Source organism: Bradyrhizobium sp. Pha-3 (genome assembly GCF_042258325.1).
Taxonomy (GTDB): domain Bacteria; phylum Pseudomonadota; class Alphaproteobacteria; order Rhizobiales; family Xanthobacteraceae; genus Bradyrhizobium; species Bradyrhizobium elkanii.
The window spans coordinates 1,232,229-1,247,913 of sequence record NZ_CP170151.1 but is presented as its reverse complement, the minus strand read 5'-3'; the positions used below and the strand labels follow the sequence as shown (position 1 = coordinate 1,247,913).

At 61.5% G+C, this 15,685-nt stretch carries 13 protein-coding genes and 3 pseudogenes; 9 read left to right on the top strand and 7 right to left on the bottom strand.

The window, feature by feature from the left end:
* Positions 1 to 666 precede the first annotated feature (666 nt).
* The 7 genes and pseudogenes from ACE10X_RS05950 (at position 667) to ACE10X_RS05920 (ending at position 5,737) form a co-directional block, all read left to right on the top strand.
* The gene (locus ACE10X_RS05950; protein ID WP_038387835.1) at positions 667 to 1,125 is read left to right on the top strand and encodes an Hsp20 family protein; all 459 of its coding nucleotides are present in this window, start codon (positions 667 to 669) and stop codon (positions 1,123 to 1,125) included.
* A 145-nt stretch (positions 1,126 to 1,270) separates the two neighbouring features.
* Positions 1,271 to 2,197 carry an RNA polymerase sigma factor RpoH gene (gene rpoH, locus ACE10X_RS05945; protein ID WP_038387836.1) on the top strand — a complete coding sequence of 309 codons (927 nt, stop codon included), beginning with the start codon at positions 1,271 to 1,273 and terminating at the stop codon, positions 2,195 to 2,197.
* A 532-nt stretch (positions 2,198 to 2,729) separates the two neighbouring features.
* The gene (locus tag ACE10X_RS05940; RefSeq protein WP_038387837.1) at positions 2,730 to 3,191 is read left to right on the top strand and encodes an Hsp20 family protein; all 462 of its coding nucleotides are present in this window, start codon (positions 2,730 to 2,732) and stop codon (positions 3,189 to 3,191) included.
* An 83-nt stretch (positions 3,192 to 3,274) separates the two neighbouring features.
* Positions 3,275 to 3,775: an Hsp20/alpha crystallin family protein gene (locus ACE10X_RS05935; protein WP_038387838.1), complete on the top strand. Its 501-nt coding sequence runs from the start codon at positions 3,275 to 3,277 to the stop codon at positions 3,773 to 3,775.
* Between the two features lie 308 nt (positions 3,776 to 4,083).
* Positions 4,084 to 4,935, top strand: a pseudogene (locus ACE10X_RS05930) (IS21 family transposase); the annotation flags it as partial.
* A pseudogene (locus ACE10X_RS05925) lies at positions 4,883 to 5,170 on the top strand (ATP-binding protein); the annotation flags it as partial. The pseudogenes ACE10X_RS05930 and ACE10X_RS05925, both read left to right, overlap by 53 nt.
* Positions 5,171 to 5,222: 52 nt before the next feature.
* A pseudogene (locus ACE10X_RS05920) lies at positions 5,223 to 5,737 on the top strand (ATP-binding protein).
* Positions 5,738 to 5,801: 64 nt separating this feature from the next.
* On the opposite strand, the gene ACE10X_RS05915 reads toward ACE10X_RS05920, so the two are convergent.
* Both ACE10X_RS05915 and ACE10X_RS05910 read right to left on the bottom strand, forming a co-directional pair.
* Positions 5,802 to 6,188: a hypothetical protein gene (locus tag ACE10X_RS05915; protein ID WP_157788134.1), complete on the bottom strand. Its 387-nt coding sequence runs from the start codon at positions 6,186 to 6,188 to the stop codon at positions 5,802 to 5,804.
* Positions 6,189 to 6,199: 11 nt separating this feature from the next.
* Entirely contained in the window at positions 6,200 to 6,433 is a 234-nt protein-coding gene (locus ACE10X_RS05910) for a DUF3768 domain-containing protein (RefSeq protein ID WP_338132109.1), read from the bottom strand.
* Between the two features lie 443 nt (positions 6,434 to 6,876).
* On the opposite strand from ACE10X_RS05910, the gene ACE10X_RS05905 reads away from it, so the two are divergent.
* Entirely contained in the window at positions 6,877 to 7,281 is a 405-nt protein-coding gene (locus tag ACE10X_RS05905) for an MAPEG family protein (RefSeq protein ID WP_038387840.1), read from the top strand.
* A gap of 164 nt (positions 7,282 to 7,445) precedes the next feature.
* A complete protein-coding gene (locus tag ACE10X_RS05900; RefSeq protein ID WP_038387841.1) occupies positions 7,446 to 7,802 on the top strand; it encodes a PRC-barrel domain-containing protein in 357 nt (118 codons plus the stop codon).
* A gap of 135 nt (positions 7,803 to 7,937) precedes the next feature.
* Here the strand turns inward: ACE10X_RS05900 and ACE10X_RS05895 are convergent, their stop codons facing one another.
* The 5 genes from ACE10X_RS05895 to ACE10X_RS05875 form a co-directional block, all read right to left on the bottom strand.
* Entirely contained in the window at positions 7,938 to 8,120 is a 183-nt protein-coding gene (locus tag ACE10X_RS05895; RefSeq protein ID WP_253592922.1) for a hypothetical protein, read from the bottom strand.
* 186 nt (positions 8,121 to 8,306) lie between these two features.
* Positions 8,307 to 8,558 (bottom strand): helix-turn-helix domain-containing protein, encoded by a 252-nt coding sequence (locus tag ACE10X_RS05890; protein WP_038387845.1) that lies wholly within the window; start codon positions 8,556 to 8,558, stop codon positions 8,307 to 8,309.
* 963 nt (positions 8,559 to 9,521) lie between these two features.
* Positions 9,522 to 10,904, bottom strand: a complete 1,383-nt coding sequence (locus ACE10X_RS05885; protein WP_038387847.1) for a serine hydrolase — start codon at positions 10,902 to 10,904, stop codon at positions 9,522 to 9,524.
* Between the two features lie 862 nt (positions 10,905 to 11,766).
* A complete protein-coding gene (locus ACE10X_RS05880) occupies positions 11,767 to 12,078 on the bottom strand; it encodes a DUF736 domain-containing protein (RefSeq protein ID WP_038387848.1) in 312 nt (103 codons plus the stop codon).
* Positions 12,079 to 12,799: 721 nt separating this feature from the next.
* The gene (locus tag ACE10X_RS05875) at positions 12,800 to 14,806 is read right to left on the bottom strand and encodes a ParB/RepB/Spo0J family partition protein (protein WP_038387849.1); all 2,007 of its coding nucleotides are present in this window, start codon (positions 14,804 to 14,806) and stop codon (positions 12,800 to 12,802) included.
* Between the last annotated feature and the right edge of the window lie 879 nt (positions 14,807 to 15,685).

Genomic DNA, 15,685 nt, shown 5'->3' with positions numbered 1-15,685 from the left:
TCGGGAATCAAGCTTATACCGAAAGACCGCAATAGGGAGAGACCAGCAATCAGCTAGTTTCATTTCACTCACCGGGATGCGATCTCGATCGATTGCGATGATCGCATCCCCCGGCCGGCTCCCCTCGCTATTCGATCATGTCTGGCGTACTGACCAGCGTCCGTTTCCCGCCTGAGACGCTCGTATTTGAGCGGCCCCCCAGGGTCCGATCCTTCATGGTTGAGAGCCCAACGCAGAGTAATCGAGCATTGCAGGCGACTTTTCAAAGCACAGGATCTCGCTGCAGAACATCGCCAACGGCTCACCCGATTGGTCGAACTAGCCGAAGCGGAATTGCAGCGCTTACACGCCTGACGATCGAAACCCAGCCACGATATTGCCGCGGCGTATTTACCGACGTTGCGACGGGTCTGGTGGGGCTTTGGAGACGTTTCCCACCGCTCCCGTTGACTTTGCCCAACTTTGAAGACCTGCCCCGCGCTCGGTAACCATGGGTTAGTCCTCGGACAAAAATTTCCGGTTTCCAGCTTGAAACCAAAAGTCGATTTGCTAGTTTTTTGCTTGCCGCGACAAGCGGTCCGGGCGCCCTTGGGGGCCCGGCGGAGACGGGCGCCGGAGGTGTCCGACGCCTGCTCGTACCCATCTTGCTCCTTGGAGGATTTGGCTATGAGGCGTTACAACATCAGCCCCCTGTGGCGATCAACGATCGGCTTCGACCGCGTGTTCGATCGGGTCGACGCGGCCCGGCACCCCGCCGGCGAAGGCAACTATCCACCCTGCAACGTAGAACGCCTGTCTGACGACCGGTATCGGATTTCGCTGGCTTTGGCCGGTTTCTCCCCCGATGAGATCACCGTGACGGTCGAACAGAGCGTGCTCACCATCGAAGGTCGCAAGGGCGAAAATGGACGGCGGGACTTCGTCTTTCGAGGCATCTCGTCGCGACCTTTCAAGCGGCAGTTCAGTCTGGCTGCCCACGTCCGGGTCGAGGGAGCACGATTCGACAACGGTCTGCTGCAGATCGAGTTGGTTCGGGAGATTCCGGACGGCGTGAAGGCTCGCCGGATCCCGATTGACGATCTGGCCGCACCCGACGCCCAGCAGATCGAGCGCAAAGCGGCCTGATAGCTTTGTTGTTTGACGGCTCTCCGCAAGGCCGAGCCGCTTACTGGCAGTCGCACCTGTGCCGCGCGCGTGCCTCCTCGGCTAAGCGAGAACGAGCCGGTCGATCGAGGCCAGTTGGAATCTGTCCAAATTTGGGGTTTATAAGATGTTTAACATTACCGCTCTACCTTCTCCGTCTGTCGACGCTGGGCTGTCGAAATATCTCGTCGAGATCCGTAAGTTTCCCTTGCTCAAGCCCGAGCAAGAGCTCGCCTACGCAAGGCGCTGGCGCGAACACCGGGATCGCAACGCAGCGTACCACCTGGTCACCAGTCATCTCAGGCTGGTCGCCAAGATAGCGATGCGCTATCGCGGTTACGGCCTCCCGATCGCGGAAATCGTCTCGGAAGGAAACATCGGCTTGATGCAGGCTGTGAGGCGGTTTGATCCGGATCGGGGCGTTCGCCTTGCCACCTATGCGATGTGGTGGATCAAGGCCTCCATCCAGGAGTACATCCTGCGGTCCTGGTCGCTGGTCAAGATCGCCGCGAGCGCGAGCCAGAAAAAGCTTTTCTTCAAACTGCGGAGAGCCAAAAGCGCGATCTCCGCGCTGCAGGACGGCGATTTGCGTCCGGAGCAGGTCAGGCTGATTGCGGAGCGTCTCAAGGTGGCTGAGCGAGACGTTGTTACCATGGATCGGCGCCTGCGTGGAGATGTTTCTCTAAATGTGCCTGTCCACGACGAGGATGAAACCGGACAAACGTTGGACTGGCTTGTGGATCCCGCGCCGACCGGTGAGATCACCTTGGCCGAGGAGCAGGAAACCAAATATCGTCGTCAGGCCCTCGCTGATGCCCTCGCCAAGCTCAACCCTCGCGAACGTAACATCTTCACAGCGCGCTGGCTGAACGAGGAGTCGACGACCCTTGAAGAACTTGCCGCGGAATATGGAGTATCCCGCGAACGGGTTCGTCAGATCGAGGAGCGAGCGTTTCAAAAGGTAAAGGCTGCGATGCTGACAAGCCGGCATGAAGCCAATGGCCCGCCCTCTTCCCGCGCGAAAGAAATGAAGCGGGGGGAGGCGCGGGCCTAAGCCTGCAAAAAATCACTGGGACCGGTCGCCATGTTTACTCCGTCGGTCATTCTTCTCGTGATGGCAAACACACTCGCGGCGACTGGAGCAGTCCTTGTCGCCTTGCAGGCTGCGATGTTCGAGACAGGGCGTGCGGCTTCGCCCGGAGTTCACGATGAGGGAGCCGAATCGCTAACGCCGACTGATCTTTGCAACTGGCAACTGGGTGAGGTTGCGGACGCAGCATGAGAGGTGGATCCCGGATGCCCTCCAATTCGCCGGACGTCGAAAGCCGGACACGCTGTAGCTGTTTCTGCGCGTACCTGGCCGGAAGGATACCGGGCGGCCGCGAGCAAAACCATATCGGCGGATTCCCGGTCGCTCAAAATCGTTGAAACGAACTTGATCGCCCACTTGAAATCGAATCTGCTTTTTCTACTTTTTAGCGTGCCGCGATGAGCGGTCCGGGCGCCCTTCGGGGGCCTGGCGGAGACGGGCGCCGGAGGTGTCCGACGCCTGCTCGTACCCATCTTGCTCAATGGAGGATTTGGCTATGAGGACTACCTACGATTTTGCTCCCCTTTGGCGCTCGACCATCGGCTTCGACCGCCTGTTCGACCTGGTGGACGCCGCGCAACAGGCCGGCACGGAGGACAACTACCCGCCCTGCAACGTCGAGCGCCTGGGCGAAGACCGCTACCAGATCTCGCTGGCGGTGGCGGGCTTCTCGGCCGATGAAATCGCGATCACCGCAGAACAAAGCGTGCTGACGGTCGAGGGCCGGAAGTCGGAAAAACAGCAGCGCGAGTTCCTGTACCAGGGAATTTCGTCGCGGCCCTTCAAGCGGCAGTTCAATCTGGCGGACTATGTCCAGGTCAAGGGAGCCGCATTCGACAACGGCCTGCTGCAGATCGAGCTGGTGCGCGAGGTCCCCGAGGCCATGAAGCCGCGCCGGATTTCGATCGACGGCTCGCCCGCTTCGAACGTCCGGCAGATCGACGGCAAGGCGGCCTGACCGCGAGGTAACGCTCGCATCAGCGAGAACAGACTTCCGCGGCGGTTCGCGGCGGAAGTCGCTTGAATCGAGGAGAACACATCATGGGTATCAAGGATCTCATTCCCTGGAATAACGGCGGGCGCGAGGTCGGCATTCACCGCGGTGCCGACGTGAATCCGTTTTTTACATTACATCGCGAGATGAACCGCATGTTCGACGATGTATTCCGCGGGCTCGATCTTGCATCGTTGGGATCGACCCGGGGACTCAGCGGGCTCGGCTGGCCCCAGCTCGACATCGATGAGACGGATAAGGAGGTGCGCATCACCGCCGAGCTGCCCGGCCTGGAGGAGAAGGACGTCAGTCTCGAAATCGCAAATGGCGTTCTTTCGATCTCCGGCGAGAAAAAATCGGAATCGGAAGACAAGGCACGTCGTTTCAGCGAGCGGTACTATGGCCGATTCGAACGGCGTATCCCGCTGGAGGGCATCGACGAGGATAAAGTCTCGGCCGCGTTCAAGAACGGCGTCCTGACCATAACCGCGCCGAAATCCGCCGAAGCCAGAAATGTCCGCCGTATCGCGATCAATCGCAATGGCTGACACTTTCCAACGTCCGAGCGTGCGATCGTCCGGACGTTGGAATTCCGCCTCTACAGCTCGTTTACTCACCATGTCGAAGAACTCATCAGTAATAAAGGATCGACGGTTCGCCGCAGTCTTGCTCCTTTGCGCCTCTATCGCGTGGTCGCCCCTGCGCGCACAGGTCCCGGATATCAGGGGCGGCCAAATTCCGACCCTTGCGCCTGTGGTAAGGGAAACCACCCTTTCGGTCGTCAACATTTCGGTGCACGCCCGGGTCAAGGAGGACAATCCGCTCTACCGCGATCCCGTCTTTCGAGAGTTTTTGCCGCTTCCTGCAGATGTGCAGCCACTATCTGGTTGAGCCGGTTGCCTGCACGCCAGCCTCGGGCTGGGAGAAGGGCCAGGTCGAGAACCAGGTCGGGTTGGTCCGGGAGCGCTTCTTCACGCCGCGGCTGCGGTTCAAGAACCTGGACGAGCTAAACGCCTGGCTGCTCGATAAATGTATCACCTATGCCAAGGCACATCGTCACCCGGAGCTGGCCGAGCAGACGATCTGGGAAGTCTTCGAAGCCGAGCGCCCCAAGCTCGTTCCCTATGCCGGCCGGTTCGACGGCTTCCACGCGGTGCCGGCGTCGGTCTCGAAGACCTGCCTGGTGCGCTCCGACAACAACAAATACTCGGTCACGGCCAGCGCAGTTGGGCGCCCGGTCGAGGTCCAAGCCTATGCCGACCGCATCGTGATCCGTCAGGATGGAAGGATCGTTGCGGAGCATCCACGATCCTTTGGACGCGGCGAAACGACCTACGATCCCTGGCACTATGTGCCGGTGCTGGCTCGCAAACCCGGCGCCTTGCGCAATGGCGCTCCCTTCAAGGACTGGGTGCTGCCAGCCGCGATCGAGCAGATCCGGCGCCGGCTTGCCAGCACCGACGATGGCAATCGGCAGATGATCGACATCCTCAACGCGGTGCTGACTGACGGTCTGCCCGCGGTGGAAGCCGCCTGTGCCGAAGCGCTCGGTCACGGCGTCCATTCCGCCGATGTCGTTCTCAACATCCTGGCCCGGGAACGTGAGCCCACCCCACCGGCCAACATCATGACGCCGGCCGCACTGACGCTCCGCCATGCGCCGATCGCCGATTGTACCCGCTATGACAACCTCCGGAGAACCATCTGATGAACGAACCCAAATCTTCGATCTCATGGGCGAGCTCAAGCTTTACGGCATGAAGGCTGCCTTCGACGAGATCGTGGCGACTGCCGTCAAACGCCAGCATGAACCCCAGCGCATCGTCGGCGACCTGCTCAACGCCGAGATCAACGAGAAGCAGGCGCGATCGATCAAATACCAGCTCACCATCGCCAAGCTGCCACTTTCCAAGGACATCGCCGACGTCAAAGATCTAGCCGGCGGCGGCTTCATCGCCCAGCAACGCAACGTCGTGCTGGTCGGCGGATCGGGTACTGGCAAAGACCCATCTGGCCATTGCAATCGCCAGAAGCTGCATCCGATCCGGTGCCCGTGGCCGCTTCTTCAATGCGGTCGACCTTGTCAACCGCCTCGAGATCGAGACCCGCAACGGACGTCAGGGCCGTCTTGCTGACTGACCCGAATGGACTTCATCGTCCTGGACGAGCTCGGTCCGGCGGCCAGCTTCTCTTCCATCTCGTCAGCCGGCTCTACGAGCGTGCTTCCGTCATCGTCACCACCAATCTCGCCTTCGGTGAATCCCAGCGTGTTCGGCGACGCAAAGATGACCACCGCGCTGCTCGACCGGTTGACCCATCACTGCGACATCGTCGAGACCGGCAATGACAGCTGGCGATTCAAGAGCCGCGACGACGATCACGCCACCCGCGCTCGTCTCGTCTCCGCAATCCCGGCCAGCTCCGACGAGACGAGCGCTACCGTCAAACCCCGCCGCGCGAAGGGGTCAAAATTGGACGCCGATGAGGGGACAAATTTGGAAGCCGATTGACACTGCTAGGGATGAAGCATCAGAACGTGTCGAAGGTGATGCGGGCCGACGATTACGTCTCGGTCTATAAGCTGATGTGCATGCTGACAGGCTTTGACCTGGATGTCGAAATCACCGTCAAACCTTGCGAGGGCGGCAAGACCGGCCGGGTTACATTTGTCGGGATGTGGCCGGGCTGGCCTCCCGGCCAATTCCCACCTTCATCGCCGGCGTCGATCACATCGGGACATTCCTGGCCTACATGCGCAGGACGGAAGTTCACGCAAAGCCCGCCGAAACCGGTCTCGTACTCGGCAGGCCCTGAAACGATGCCGTAGCGGTGAGCCAGTACGTTGGCGGCGCGTCTCACAGCGGCTTCCACGGCGCCAATCAGGATGCGTTGCGTGGAATCGTCCAGTGTCGAGCCACAGATCGCGTCGCAAAGGTCGTTGACGTTGAGGATCTTGGTCATGGCCGGGCCTCCTAGTACTCGTCGGCCCGCATGATGGTCATCACGCGCTGCGTGACAGCGGGGTTGGCCGGATCGGGCGAGGCAGCTGTCTTGGACAGGTCGTAGTAATCGATCTTGAAGAAGTACCGGTCGCCGCTGAGTTCAATGGCGCCGAAATCATGCTCGCCGTACGGGTCGTTGTCGGGCGTGAACCTGTCGAACGCGCGGACGAGGTCCAGCAAATCTGCCAGACGGTCTTCCGGCAAACTGGTGACGCCGGGCGTGAGAAGGACTGTGCGCCGAAGACGAGGCGCTTGCGGAAGCTGTCGTTCAGGCTGCGGACTGTTGCGGTTGTATCGGTCATTGGATTTTCTCCCGTTGTTGTCGGCTGCGCCAATCGCGGCCGTCGGGAGAATTTCTGGGCCGGCAGGTCCGAGCGGGCAGGCAAGGAGGTCTCCGCCCGACGGGCTCCCGCTTGCGGGATACGGGTGGATGCCTTGCAGGCCCGCGCTGCCGGCCTATTCGCACGACCTCAATGGCCGTGTTGGCAGCGCCAACGAGAGGAGGAGCCAGATCGATCGACCAAATCGCTTTAAACGGCTGCTGAAGGCGTCTCGCTGGTGCGTAAGACGGTCAACCTGTCGGCGATTGCCTTGTCCGGAGAAGATCGGCTACGAATGAACCACGGCAGGATGACGTCGGAGGGGACATGTCCGCGACAGGCTATGCACTGACAGGCTTCGTTGCGTGGGCACTCCTGCTGCTGGTCGTGATGGAAAGCGTCCGAACCTATTTCGTCCTGACCGGAAAGGTCGCCGCCAACGCGTTCACGCCAGATAACGCCGGATTGTCGCCGTTCATGCAGCGCCTTGCCCGCGCTCATGCCAATTGCGTTGAAGGTCTGCCAATTTTCGGGGGCTTGCTGACGATTGCCCTCATGACATCAAAAACAGGAATCACCGACCCTCTGGCGATCTGGTTTCTCGGCGCGAGGATCGTGCAGTCGCTTATCCATCTCGCCTCGACCAGCCCGGTCGCGGTAAGTCTCCGCTTCACCGCCTTCGCCGTGCAGATGGCGATTGGAGTCTATTGGTCATGGAAGCTGATGATTTGAGGCTCGGCGAGCTTCCCTCCCGGCTTTAGTTGGCATGCGCGGGATTAATCCATGTATCCATTTGGACAGTTCCGCGCGTCGAGTTCGGCTGATGGGCTCTTCGCCGCACGTTGGAACGTCTTTGCCTCCGCCCGGTTGCTTGGTTTTCAACCATGGAGGATTAGATGGCTACAGAACAACGCGAGACCGGCAGCCTTATCGGCAGCGACAAGGTTGAAGGCACCGCCGTTTACGGCGCCGATAATCAGAAGATCGGCTCAATCGAACGGGTGATGATCGACAAGCAGAGCGGCAAGGTCTCCTACGCCGTCCTGGGTTTCGGCGGCTTCCTCGGCATCGGCGACGACCACTATCCCCTGCCCTGGCAATCGCTGAAATACGACACCAGTCTGGAGGGCTACCGCACCAACCTGACGCAGAAGCAGCTGGAAGGTGCGCCAAAGTACGCCGACGAGACCAGCTGGAACTGGAACGATCCAGGGCGGACCCGGACCGTTAACGACTACTACGCTGGCTTCTGAGTGAAGCAGAGAGCCTGGCCCCCGCGGGACCGGGCTCCTTCATCAGGCCGGCACACCGAATGGGCGGATTCTCAACCGGCTTGCGGCGAGTTCTACGCTGCCTGGCCGCCGCCGTATCGGCGGTGTGCGGCGCGCTTACTTCCTTGTTAGAAGCCGCAGCCGTGTATTCGGCTGGGCCACCGGCAGCCGAACCAAAGGGTCATTGAGCCATGCCTCCAGGCATTGAGCGACCTTCAGGCTGGCCAACAGGCTGCGGCTGTGGATCTCGTCGGTTACCCAGATGACGCCATGGACCTCGCATCCCTTGCCGACGGCCACGTTGCGAAGCTCGGCGTCACCGCTGAGTAGAATCGAATTCTTGTTGTCTTCCGCCAGTACCAGCGAGAAACAATCCCCGGCCGTCGAGCTGCTCAGGAGCGGTCATGGGTCCCGGCCCTCAGGCGGAAATTGCCCATCCGGTACCACCCGGATCCTGGTCGCTCGAGTCGGTCCGTATAGCCACGCTCAGGGACCTCTTCTCCGAGATGAGGGCACGAGTAGTAGCTTGTCCGGTGTCACGTTCAGAGCTTTTGCGATTTTCGCCAGGACCACGATTGTCACGTTTCTTTGGCGGCGTTCGACCTGGCTAATATAGGTCCGATCCACCCCCGCCTCATGGGCTAATCCTTCTTGCGACAGCCCAGCCGTCTTTCTGAGCGACCTGACGTTGTCAGCCACGACTCCGATTATTCCTTGATCGTCCTTCCCGACCGCCATCGCCCCACAGGACGTCGGAGAAGACTATCGATCCACGGACTCCGAGTCCCATTTTTGGCCGCAAATGTTGACTATCGTCTACATTATTGATCTAGTCTGCTACTCGAGGATCCATGGCCAACTACAAGATCGCTTTCCACAATAGCGGCTTAGCTGCCGAAGCCTGGGCGCGATGACTGATAGAGTAGAAGCGTTTTGGGAGATTGGCGAATTGGGACCATTGGGTCCCACATCGTACCGCGCCGGCTATCGCCTCCGGACGGCTGTTATCTGCAATGTGGAGCTACCTGCAGCGACCGTTGAGGCCGCCATCTTAGCTAAGTCAATTCTTGCGATGACGATCACACCCGACGGACACGTTAGATCGAGCGTCGGTGGAAGCGCAGGCTCCACGTCGAGAGCAGAACCAATCGACCAGCTCATCGCCCAGATGCTTTCAGTCGAAAATCTGCACCTAGAGGAGACCTCGGCGGCGGATTTGGCGTTGCTATTGGAGCGGCTTGAGCGGTCGGTAGAACTTGTCCGACAGGTTGTGAAGCATGGGTCAAGTTAGCAAACCCTCGTGTCGGCGAAGCGCGTTGCGGTGAGAATTGCTGTTGTGGGAAGGCGCCGCCGCGCCGATTGGAACGCGGCATGGTGGCTGCTTACGCGACCCGATCCAAGTTGACTGGATTAGGGACTACCTCGCCACGGGCCAGAACTGGCCACGGCGGCGACGTCAGCAAGCTCGCTAAAGAAGTCAGCGCGGTGTGGGTAACCTCTTGTTCTTTCCGACATCAACCCTGTGCCTGCTTCGACCACCAAGCACGCGCACGTGCATTTCCTCAAGGCGCGGCCTGCGCTCCTCTGGGCTTACGAGAGGTCAGGGTCGCGAACTCAGACCTAAGCCGATTGGTAGCATCCGCCGCTGGTCGCGCAACGGTTAAGCTTTTAAGCGACGGGGCCGCGACGACAGGACGCCGTCTAAGTCGCCTGCGAGCTCGGCCGGTACCGGTGCTGTACTTCAGACTTGATCGTGTCTTCAGTCACCAGGTGCTTGCTGCCGATCCTCACCTCTTCGATGAGGCCGGTAGAGCCGCGGATGAGGCGGCAGACCTCACCGAGATCGCCGAATGCCTGCGCCGACGCAACGATCGCCTCGTCGATACCGGACGGCTTAAGTTCGGTCGCATCCAAGAAAGGGGACAGTTGGCCCGGCGTCGCAACTAACACCTTGTCCTTTCCGGGCACCAGATCCAATGGCCCCCACAGGGTCCACCAGCGTCCACACCAGTGAGCGGTTTCGGGTCCAGGGGCGCCGAGGTCGTGAATGGTCTTTAGGATGTGGATCACGCTCTCGAACCAGACGTTTGCGAGGCCGTCGATGGCATTGGTGAGGACGCTGATCGAGATATCCTGCTCCGGAAGAACCACCGTACGCGTCAGCGTTCCCTGGAAACCACCGGCATGACCGACCCAACTCCACGAACCTGGCGGGCCGGAAATCGTGCCCAGACCGTAGTAGCGCTCCAATTGTGAGTGGGCGTCGCGCCAATGGCGTCGCGTCATCTCGCGGCGGCTTGCCGCCGTCAAAATGCTCGATTGGGCGCTGGGAGAAAGCTGGCCGAAAAACAGCGCGAGGTCGCCAGCGGTTGCCGAGAAGCCCGTCGCCGAGGCCATGTCATTCGTCGCATTGTGTCCTGGGATGACGAAGCGCCGACCATAGGGTTGGCGGGTTGAGTGGCCATGGGCGAATGGACGACAGACGATCGGATCGAAGTCAGGCGTCGTCTCTCTGAGACCCGCCGGGGCGACGACGTGATCGTAGATCCAGCGGCCATAGGGATCTCCGGTGACCTTCTCGATGACTTTGCCTAGCAACGCGAAACCGTGATTGGAGTATTTGAACGTGACGCCGGGCGCGAGAGGCTGTGACGCGGAGAGATCGGCGCGAAATTCCGCCTCACTGAGGAACGGCCGGCGGTCCGAGAACTGACCGCTGTCAGGCCCGTCCCGGGTCAGGCCGGCTGCATGCGAAAGCAGTTGCGAAATGGTGACGTCAGAGACCTCCGGTGTCAGATTTGCCAGATACTCACCCAACCGGTCGTCAAGCCGAATCTCATTGCGCTCGCGCAACAACATGATCCCGGCGGCCGTGAAAGTCTTCGAATGCGAGGCAACACGAAAGCGGTGACGCGAGGTGAGTGGTTCGCCGGTTGCAAGATCGGCCATGCCGCTCGCGTGTTCAAGCAGCACCTGACCTTTGTGAGCGATCGCCAGCGACACACCGGGCTGGTCGAATAGTTCCCGCTGATAGTCAATCCATGTGGGGATGTAGTCGAGAGCAGAAGTGAGCCAGTCTGACATGGATGCTTAGAACCTATCGGAAGTGAAGCCTTCGGGCCGTTCTGCGACACATTGCAGGCTGGATCGAACGCGCGGTCAAGTCCTCGATTCAATCCCGCATCTTATCGCCCTACTTCGCTCGTCCCCTCAAAGAACGCCCGCACGTCAACTCCGAGAAGCTTCGAGCGTTGCCATACGGTAGCGGCCGATCGAACGGTCCTGAGAACAATTGGACGTGACTTGGAAGCGACCGTTGCGCGGCGGGCTCCGTCGACATGAACGCCCATTCCGAGATATTCGCCTGCGTCGCTGCTGGCGAGATTCCGGAATTCTCCGCACGACAAACCCCAACGGAGCATGCAGACGAATTTCACGAAAAGACTGCGCCACTTGAGCACGTTGTGGTGACACGTAGAGCGCCAATGGTGACAAATCTTGGACGTGCAGACAATCACTTGGCCGCCCTACGGTGACAGTGCTTTTATCTTGCGCTCTCTTCCTCTTCAAACTCACCTCGCTCAAGCTTCCTCTCTCTGCTGTAACAAGGTCCTTGCGCAGCGTCGCTGACCGCTGAAGTCCTGGTGCACGTGCAGGTTTCCGCGCTCAGCGATGGCATAATTTTCGCTGCAACAAGGGTGCGCGTGGCTCTTGGAAGCTGACGAAATAGCCCCCTCCGAGAACGACAATCCGAGCTCAACACGGCACGAATTTCCGATCGATCAGCCCCAAACACCGCCCCAAATCCTGTCCGATCGATCGCATTTTGACTCGCTGTGAAGACCCTTCTCCGAGCACAAAACGCCCTTCCGCTTCCTCCCAAAGCGGCGCAAGAAACGCAAATAAGCCCCGCCTCCGAGGAGGCGAGGCTTATGATCCGGGGCGATCAGTCGCCGTTGCGGCGCGACCAGATCAGGCTGAAGCCCTCGTCGCCTTCGACCTTGACCAGCGAGGCGTAAATCGGCGCCGGGAAGCTCGGATCGTCGAGCTTGACCAAGAGATATTCGCGCCCGCTTTCGCGGGCGGTCTTCTTCCAGGCGGCGCCGAATTCGGTGCTACCCGCAAAGATGCGGTAGTCGGGAGCCTTGTCGTTGTCCTTCTCGGATGCGACGAGCTTGGCCTTGATGTTGAGCGTCAGCGTCTTGATCGAGCCGGTGTAGCCGGTGTCGGAGGCGGTGAAAGTGCCGATGGTCGCCATGGTGATCTCCGTCTGTTTTTGCTCGGGCCGCGCTTCGCAGCCTCGATGGCGATCCCTCGCCCGGGGAGCGATCGGCCTGCAGCCGCAAGGCCCAGAGCGCCAGCGGAGGACGGCGACAAGCCTGCTTTTTTGTCTTCCCGCGAGGAATGCCGCGGCTTGGCGGCAGGAGAAAAAAGCAGGCGTGAGCTGTTGCGGGAAGGCGATCGAGGCTCTTGCCGTCCCCCTGGCTTGATCAGCCCAATCGTGACTGCGTTGGACGCGAGCCCACAACGGAACTGACGGAGATGATCATGGCGACTGGCCCCGTCACAGCATCAGACATCGGCTGGATCGGACGAAGATGAGCGAAGCCCCTGCATCAATCGCCGCGAGGAAGCAGCGAGATCGACGCTAGGAACCCAACCGCATTTGCACGCAAGGAACCGATCGCGCCGTTAGAATTGTCCGCACCAATGCGCGCTGGATGCGTACGATCAAGATCAAGATCCGCGCTTCCCGGGCTCGATCTCCACCTCGCTGGTGAAGGTCGAAGGAGGCGCGATAGAGTCACCCTGGCTGCAGCAATCGGCGTTAATCGGACGGATCGTGCCCCCCGATCGGAGGGGGCGCTTGCGTAGGGGAATCGCCGCTTTGCATCTATGGAATCGGCCGCACACTATCTGGGTGCGCGGCCGCAATTTCGAAGCCCGTAAGGACCGCCTACTCGGCCCCGGCGCTGGTCTCACTCGGCGGCTTCCGCCCGGAGTTCGCTGCCTTTCGCTTCGCTTTGGAGATCGGTTGCCCCCTGCGGAGAGGCCGTCCGCAGCAGCCACGGCAGCCAGTCAGTTGGGGCCAACAGCTGCTCGGCGGCTTGCGCCATGTCGGCCTTCTTCATGTCCGTTAGGCGCTCGGCCGCCTCCTCGCCGACGCCTTCGCGGACCGCCGCCAGAATACCCGCCTTGGTGACCCGGCCGAGATAACTGCGCACCGTCGGGCGCCAGTAGGCGGTCATGTCGAGGGCCACGGCCGCGGCCAGACGGCGGCCCGCCGCCAACGCGCGCGGCCTCCGGTCAAATGGCAATTTGACCGCATTGACCGTCAGGGAAGCGCAATGCGCGAACAACGCCATGCGGCTGTCGTGGTCGAGCTCGGCCACGAAATCCCACAGTCTGGTGACGTCCTTGGGCATCTGCCTTGCCCAATTGGCATGGCGATCCGACCACGTTTTCCCGGCCGGCGTGTCCTCGATCCCGTCCGCGTGCGCGGCCAGATCGGTCTTCACCGGCTGGATGCCGACCACATGCGCATTGGCCCCGAAATAGAAAATCTGGGCCGCGAGTGCATGGGTGACCGCCACGATGGCGACATCGGGCTGCTCACTCAAATTGAGGCGCAGCCCCAAGGTTCGGTGCGCGGTGAGGTCGCGAACGAGAGCGTCAGATAGTTGCTGGTCCTCGTCCTCCTCGTCGCTGGCGCCCTCGTCGTCTTCGCCATCCCGGGCGGCCTCCTCGCCTCCCCGGTCGTCCTCATCCCGCGCCTCGGCATCGCTTTCCGGGCCGGTTTCAGCCTCGGGCTTCTCGTCTCCGGGACGAATGAACCCACGCTCGATCCGAACGGTGCCGTCGTGATTGAGGACCACAAAGGCGCCGCCGCGCGCGACGTCGGCGGGATCGTAGGCCTGCCGTTTCGCTTCCAGCCGCTCGATTTCGGCTTCCAGTTCGCCAAACCGCGCGTCCACGTCGTCGGGCAGTTCCTCGGCCGTCTGATGCTGTTCGGTCAGCCGGTCGAACTCGCTCTGGACCGCCTGAAGGGCGCCCTGATCTTCCGCCGAAAGCTCGACCGGATGCGGGTAGGCGCGGCGCATGCCGTGGGCATGCGGGAAGTCGAGATGGGCTTCCGTCCACCTCCATCCCTCGGCCGCCCGCAAGGCATCTGCCTCGCGACCGAGCCTTGCGGTCACCAGCAGATCGAGCAGCGCGACGTCTTCCAGATAGCCGCCGCGATCCTCGGTGAAGAGGTCGCGCAGGATCGTACCGCCCGCTTCCGTATAGGCCTCAAGGCCGACAAAGCGCGCCCGGCGATCCGTGGCCGCGACATGGGTTTCGGTGAGCAGACGGCGGATGGTCGAGGCATCCGGGTCGAAGGGCAGGCGCTCATAGACGGCTTCCTGCCGGGCATGATCATCCGTGATGGCAAACGCCATCAGCTGCTCGAGGGTCAGATCGCCCTCGCGATAGAGCTGCACCAGTTTGGGCGAAACCGCGCCCAGCCGCAGGCGCTGCCGCACCACATGCGCCGTCACGCCGAAGCGGGCCGCGATCTCCTCCGCTCCGAGCCCGCGCTCGTCCGCGAGCTTCCTGAACGCCTCGAACTCGTCCGCCGGATGCATCCTCTCCCGGGTGACATTCTCGTCCAGGCTGATCTCGTGCGGATCGTTCGCGGTATCGACGATGCACCGGATCGGCTCGTTTTTCCTGATCTCCTTGCGCTGCACCCGCAGCAGCTGGGCCAGCCGCCTGCCCTCGCCGATGGTCACGCAAAAGAACCCTGTGGCCGCCCCCTCGCCATCGACCTCTGGTTCAACGACCAGATTCTGCAGGATGCCCTTGGCAGCGATGCTCGCCGCCAAGGCCTCGATCGCCGCCTCGCTGTGCGCGGTCTTGCGCGCATTGTTCGGCGACTTCTTGAGCTTGCTGAGCGGAATGCGAACCTCCGTTCCGCTCGGTATTCCAATTGATCTGGCCGACATGATCGATCTCCTTTGACTTCAAGGGTGCATGGCGCACTCCGCGCCTGCGCCCCTGCCCGTCGGCGAGGCCGGGGGTAGCAAGTGCCAGGGCGACCCGAGCGGAGGGGGATCTCCCGCCCGATGAGGGCCGCTTCGCGAGAAGCGGGTCTGCACAAGCGCATCCCAATTCGTCCAAGGTCGGCAAATGAACGAAGCGCGGAAGACCGGGGAGACCGCTCGGGGCGGCGCCGGCATAGCCGGCGCGCTACCCTGGCGCGCGCGAGGGGCGGAGCCCCGTAGCTCTCGACGATGAGAACGCTGAGCAACCCGGAAGAAGTGAAATCAAGCCAAGAGTGACAAAATCAAAGAGGCAGCCGACGAGAGGGCAGTGATAGCGACGCGGGCATGCAATGCCCGCGGGCACCGAGGCGACTGCGGTCGCGAGACCGGTGAACAAGGCACCCGAACGCGGGACAGCGATAGCGACGCCGGCATATAATGACGGCGGGACCCGCGAGCGAGTGCCTCCGGCGAGCGACACATTATATCTGTGTCGACCTGCGCGAGGGATCGACGCCGAACGGCCGAGACGCCGCGCGGCTCGGTTCACGAGAGCCCGGTGCGGCTCCGGCCGCACGCGCCATGCAATAACAACGTTTGAGGACTCTGGATCTCGTCACTAGCTCTTGTCAGCGGTGACGACCATAGCGCCAACGCCAGGCTGGGCCCTATCCAGGCTGTTGCCGGCGACCGGAACTCCTCAGCAGCGAGAATTGCGATAACGCGAAGATGATCGACCAGGCCAAACCGTCATCGGCAATGCCGAGCTGACGCAAACGTCCCGGTCAGGGCGCAGGATGCCGCAACCTTGCCTGACCTGGGGTTGAAGGCGCGACCCGA

Bases quoted from the DNA above. Each gene is read 5' to 3' on its own strand.
- ACE10X_RS05950 (WP_038387835.1), top strand. From the start codon at position 667: ATGAGGCGTTACAACATCAGCCCCCTGTGGCGATCAACGATCGGCTTC.
- rpoH (WP_038387836.1), top strand. From the start codon at position 1,271: ATGTTTAACATTACCGCTCTACCTTCTCCGTCTGTCGACGCTGGGCTG.
- ACE10X_RS05940 (WP_038387837.1), top strand. From the start codon at position 2,730: ATGAGGACTACCTACGATTTTGCTCCCCTTTGGCGCTCGACCATCGGC.
- ACE10X_RS05935 (WP_038387838.1), top strand. From the start codon at position 3,275: ATGGGTATCAAGGATCTCATTCCCTGGAATAACGGCGGGCGCGAGGTC.
- ACE10X_RS05915 (WP_157788134.1), bottom strand. From the start codon at position 6,188: ATGACCAAGATCCTCAACGTCAACGACCTTTGCGACGCGATCTGTGGC.
- ACE10X_RS05905 (WP_038387840.1), top strand. From the start codon at position 6,877: ATGTCCGCGACAGGCTATGCACTGACAGGCTTCGTTGCGTGGGCACTC.
- ACE10X_RS05900 (WP_038387841.1), top strand. From the start codon at position 7,446: ATGGCTACAGAACAACGCGAGACCGGCAGCCTTATCGGCAGCGACAAG.
- ACE10X_RS05890 (WP_038387845.1), bottom strand. From the start codon at position 8,558: ATGGCGGTCGGGAAGGACGATCAAGGAATAATCGGAGTCGTGGCTGAC.
- ACE10X_RS05885 (WP_038387847.1), bottom strand. From the start codon at position 10,904: ATGTCAGACTGGCTCACTTCTGCTCTCGACTACATCCCCACATGGATT.
- ACE10X_RS05880 (WP_038387848.1), bottom strand. From the start codon at position 12,078: ATGGCGACCATCGGCACTTTCACCGCCTCCGACACCGGCTACACCGGC.
- ACE10X_RS05875 (WP_038387849.1), bottom strand. From the start codon at position 14,806: ATGTCGGCCAGATCAATTGGAATACCGAGCGGAACGGAGGTTCGCATT.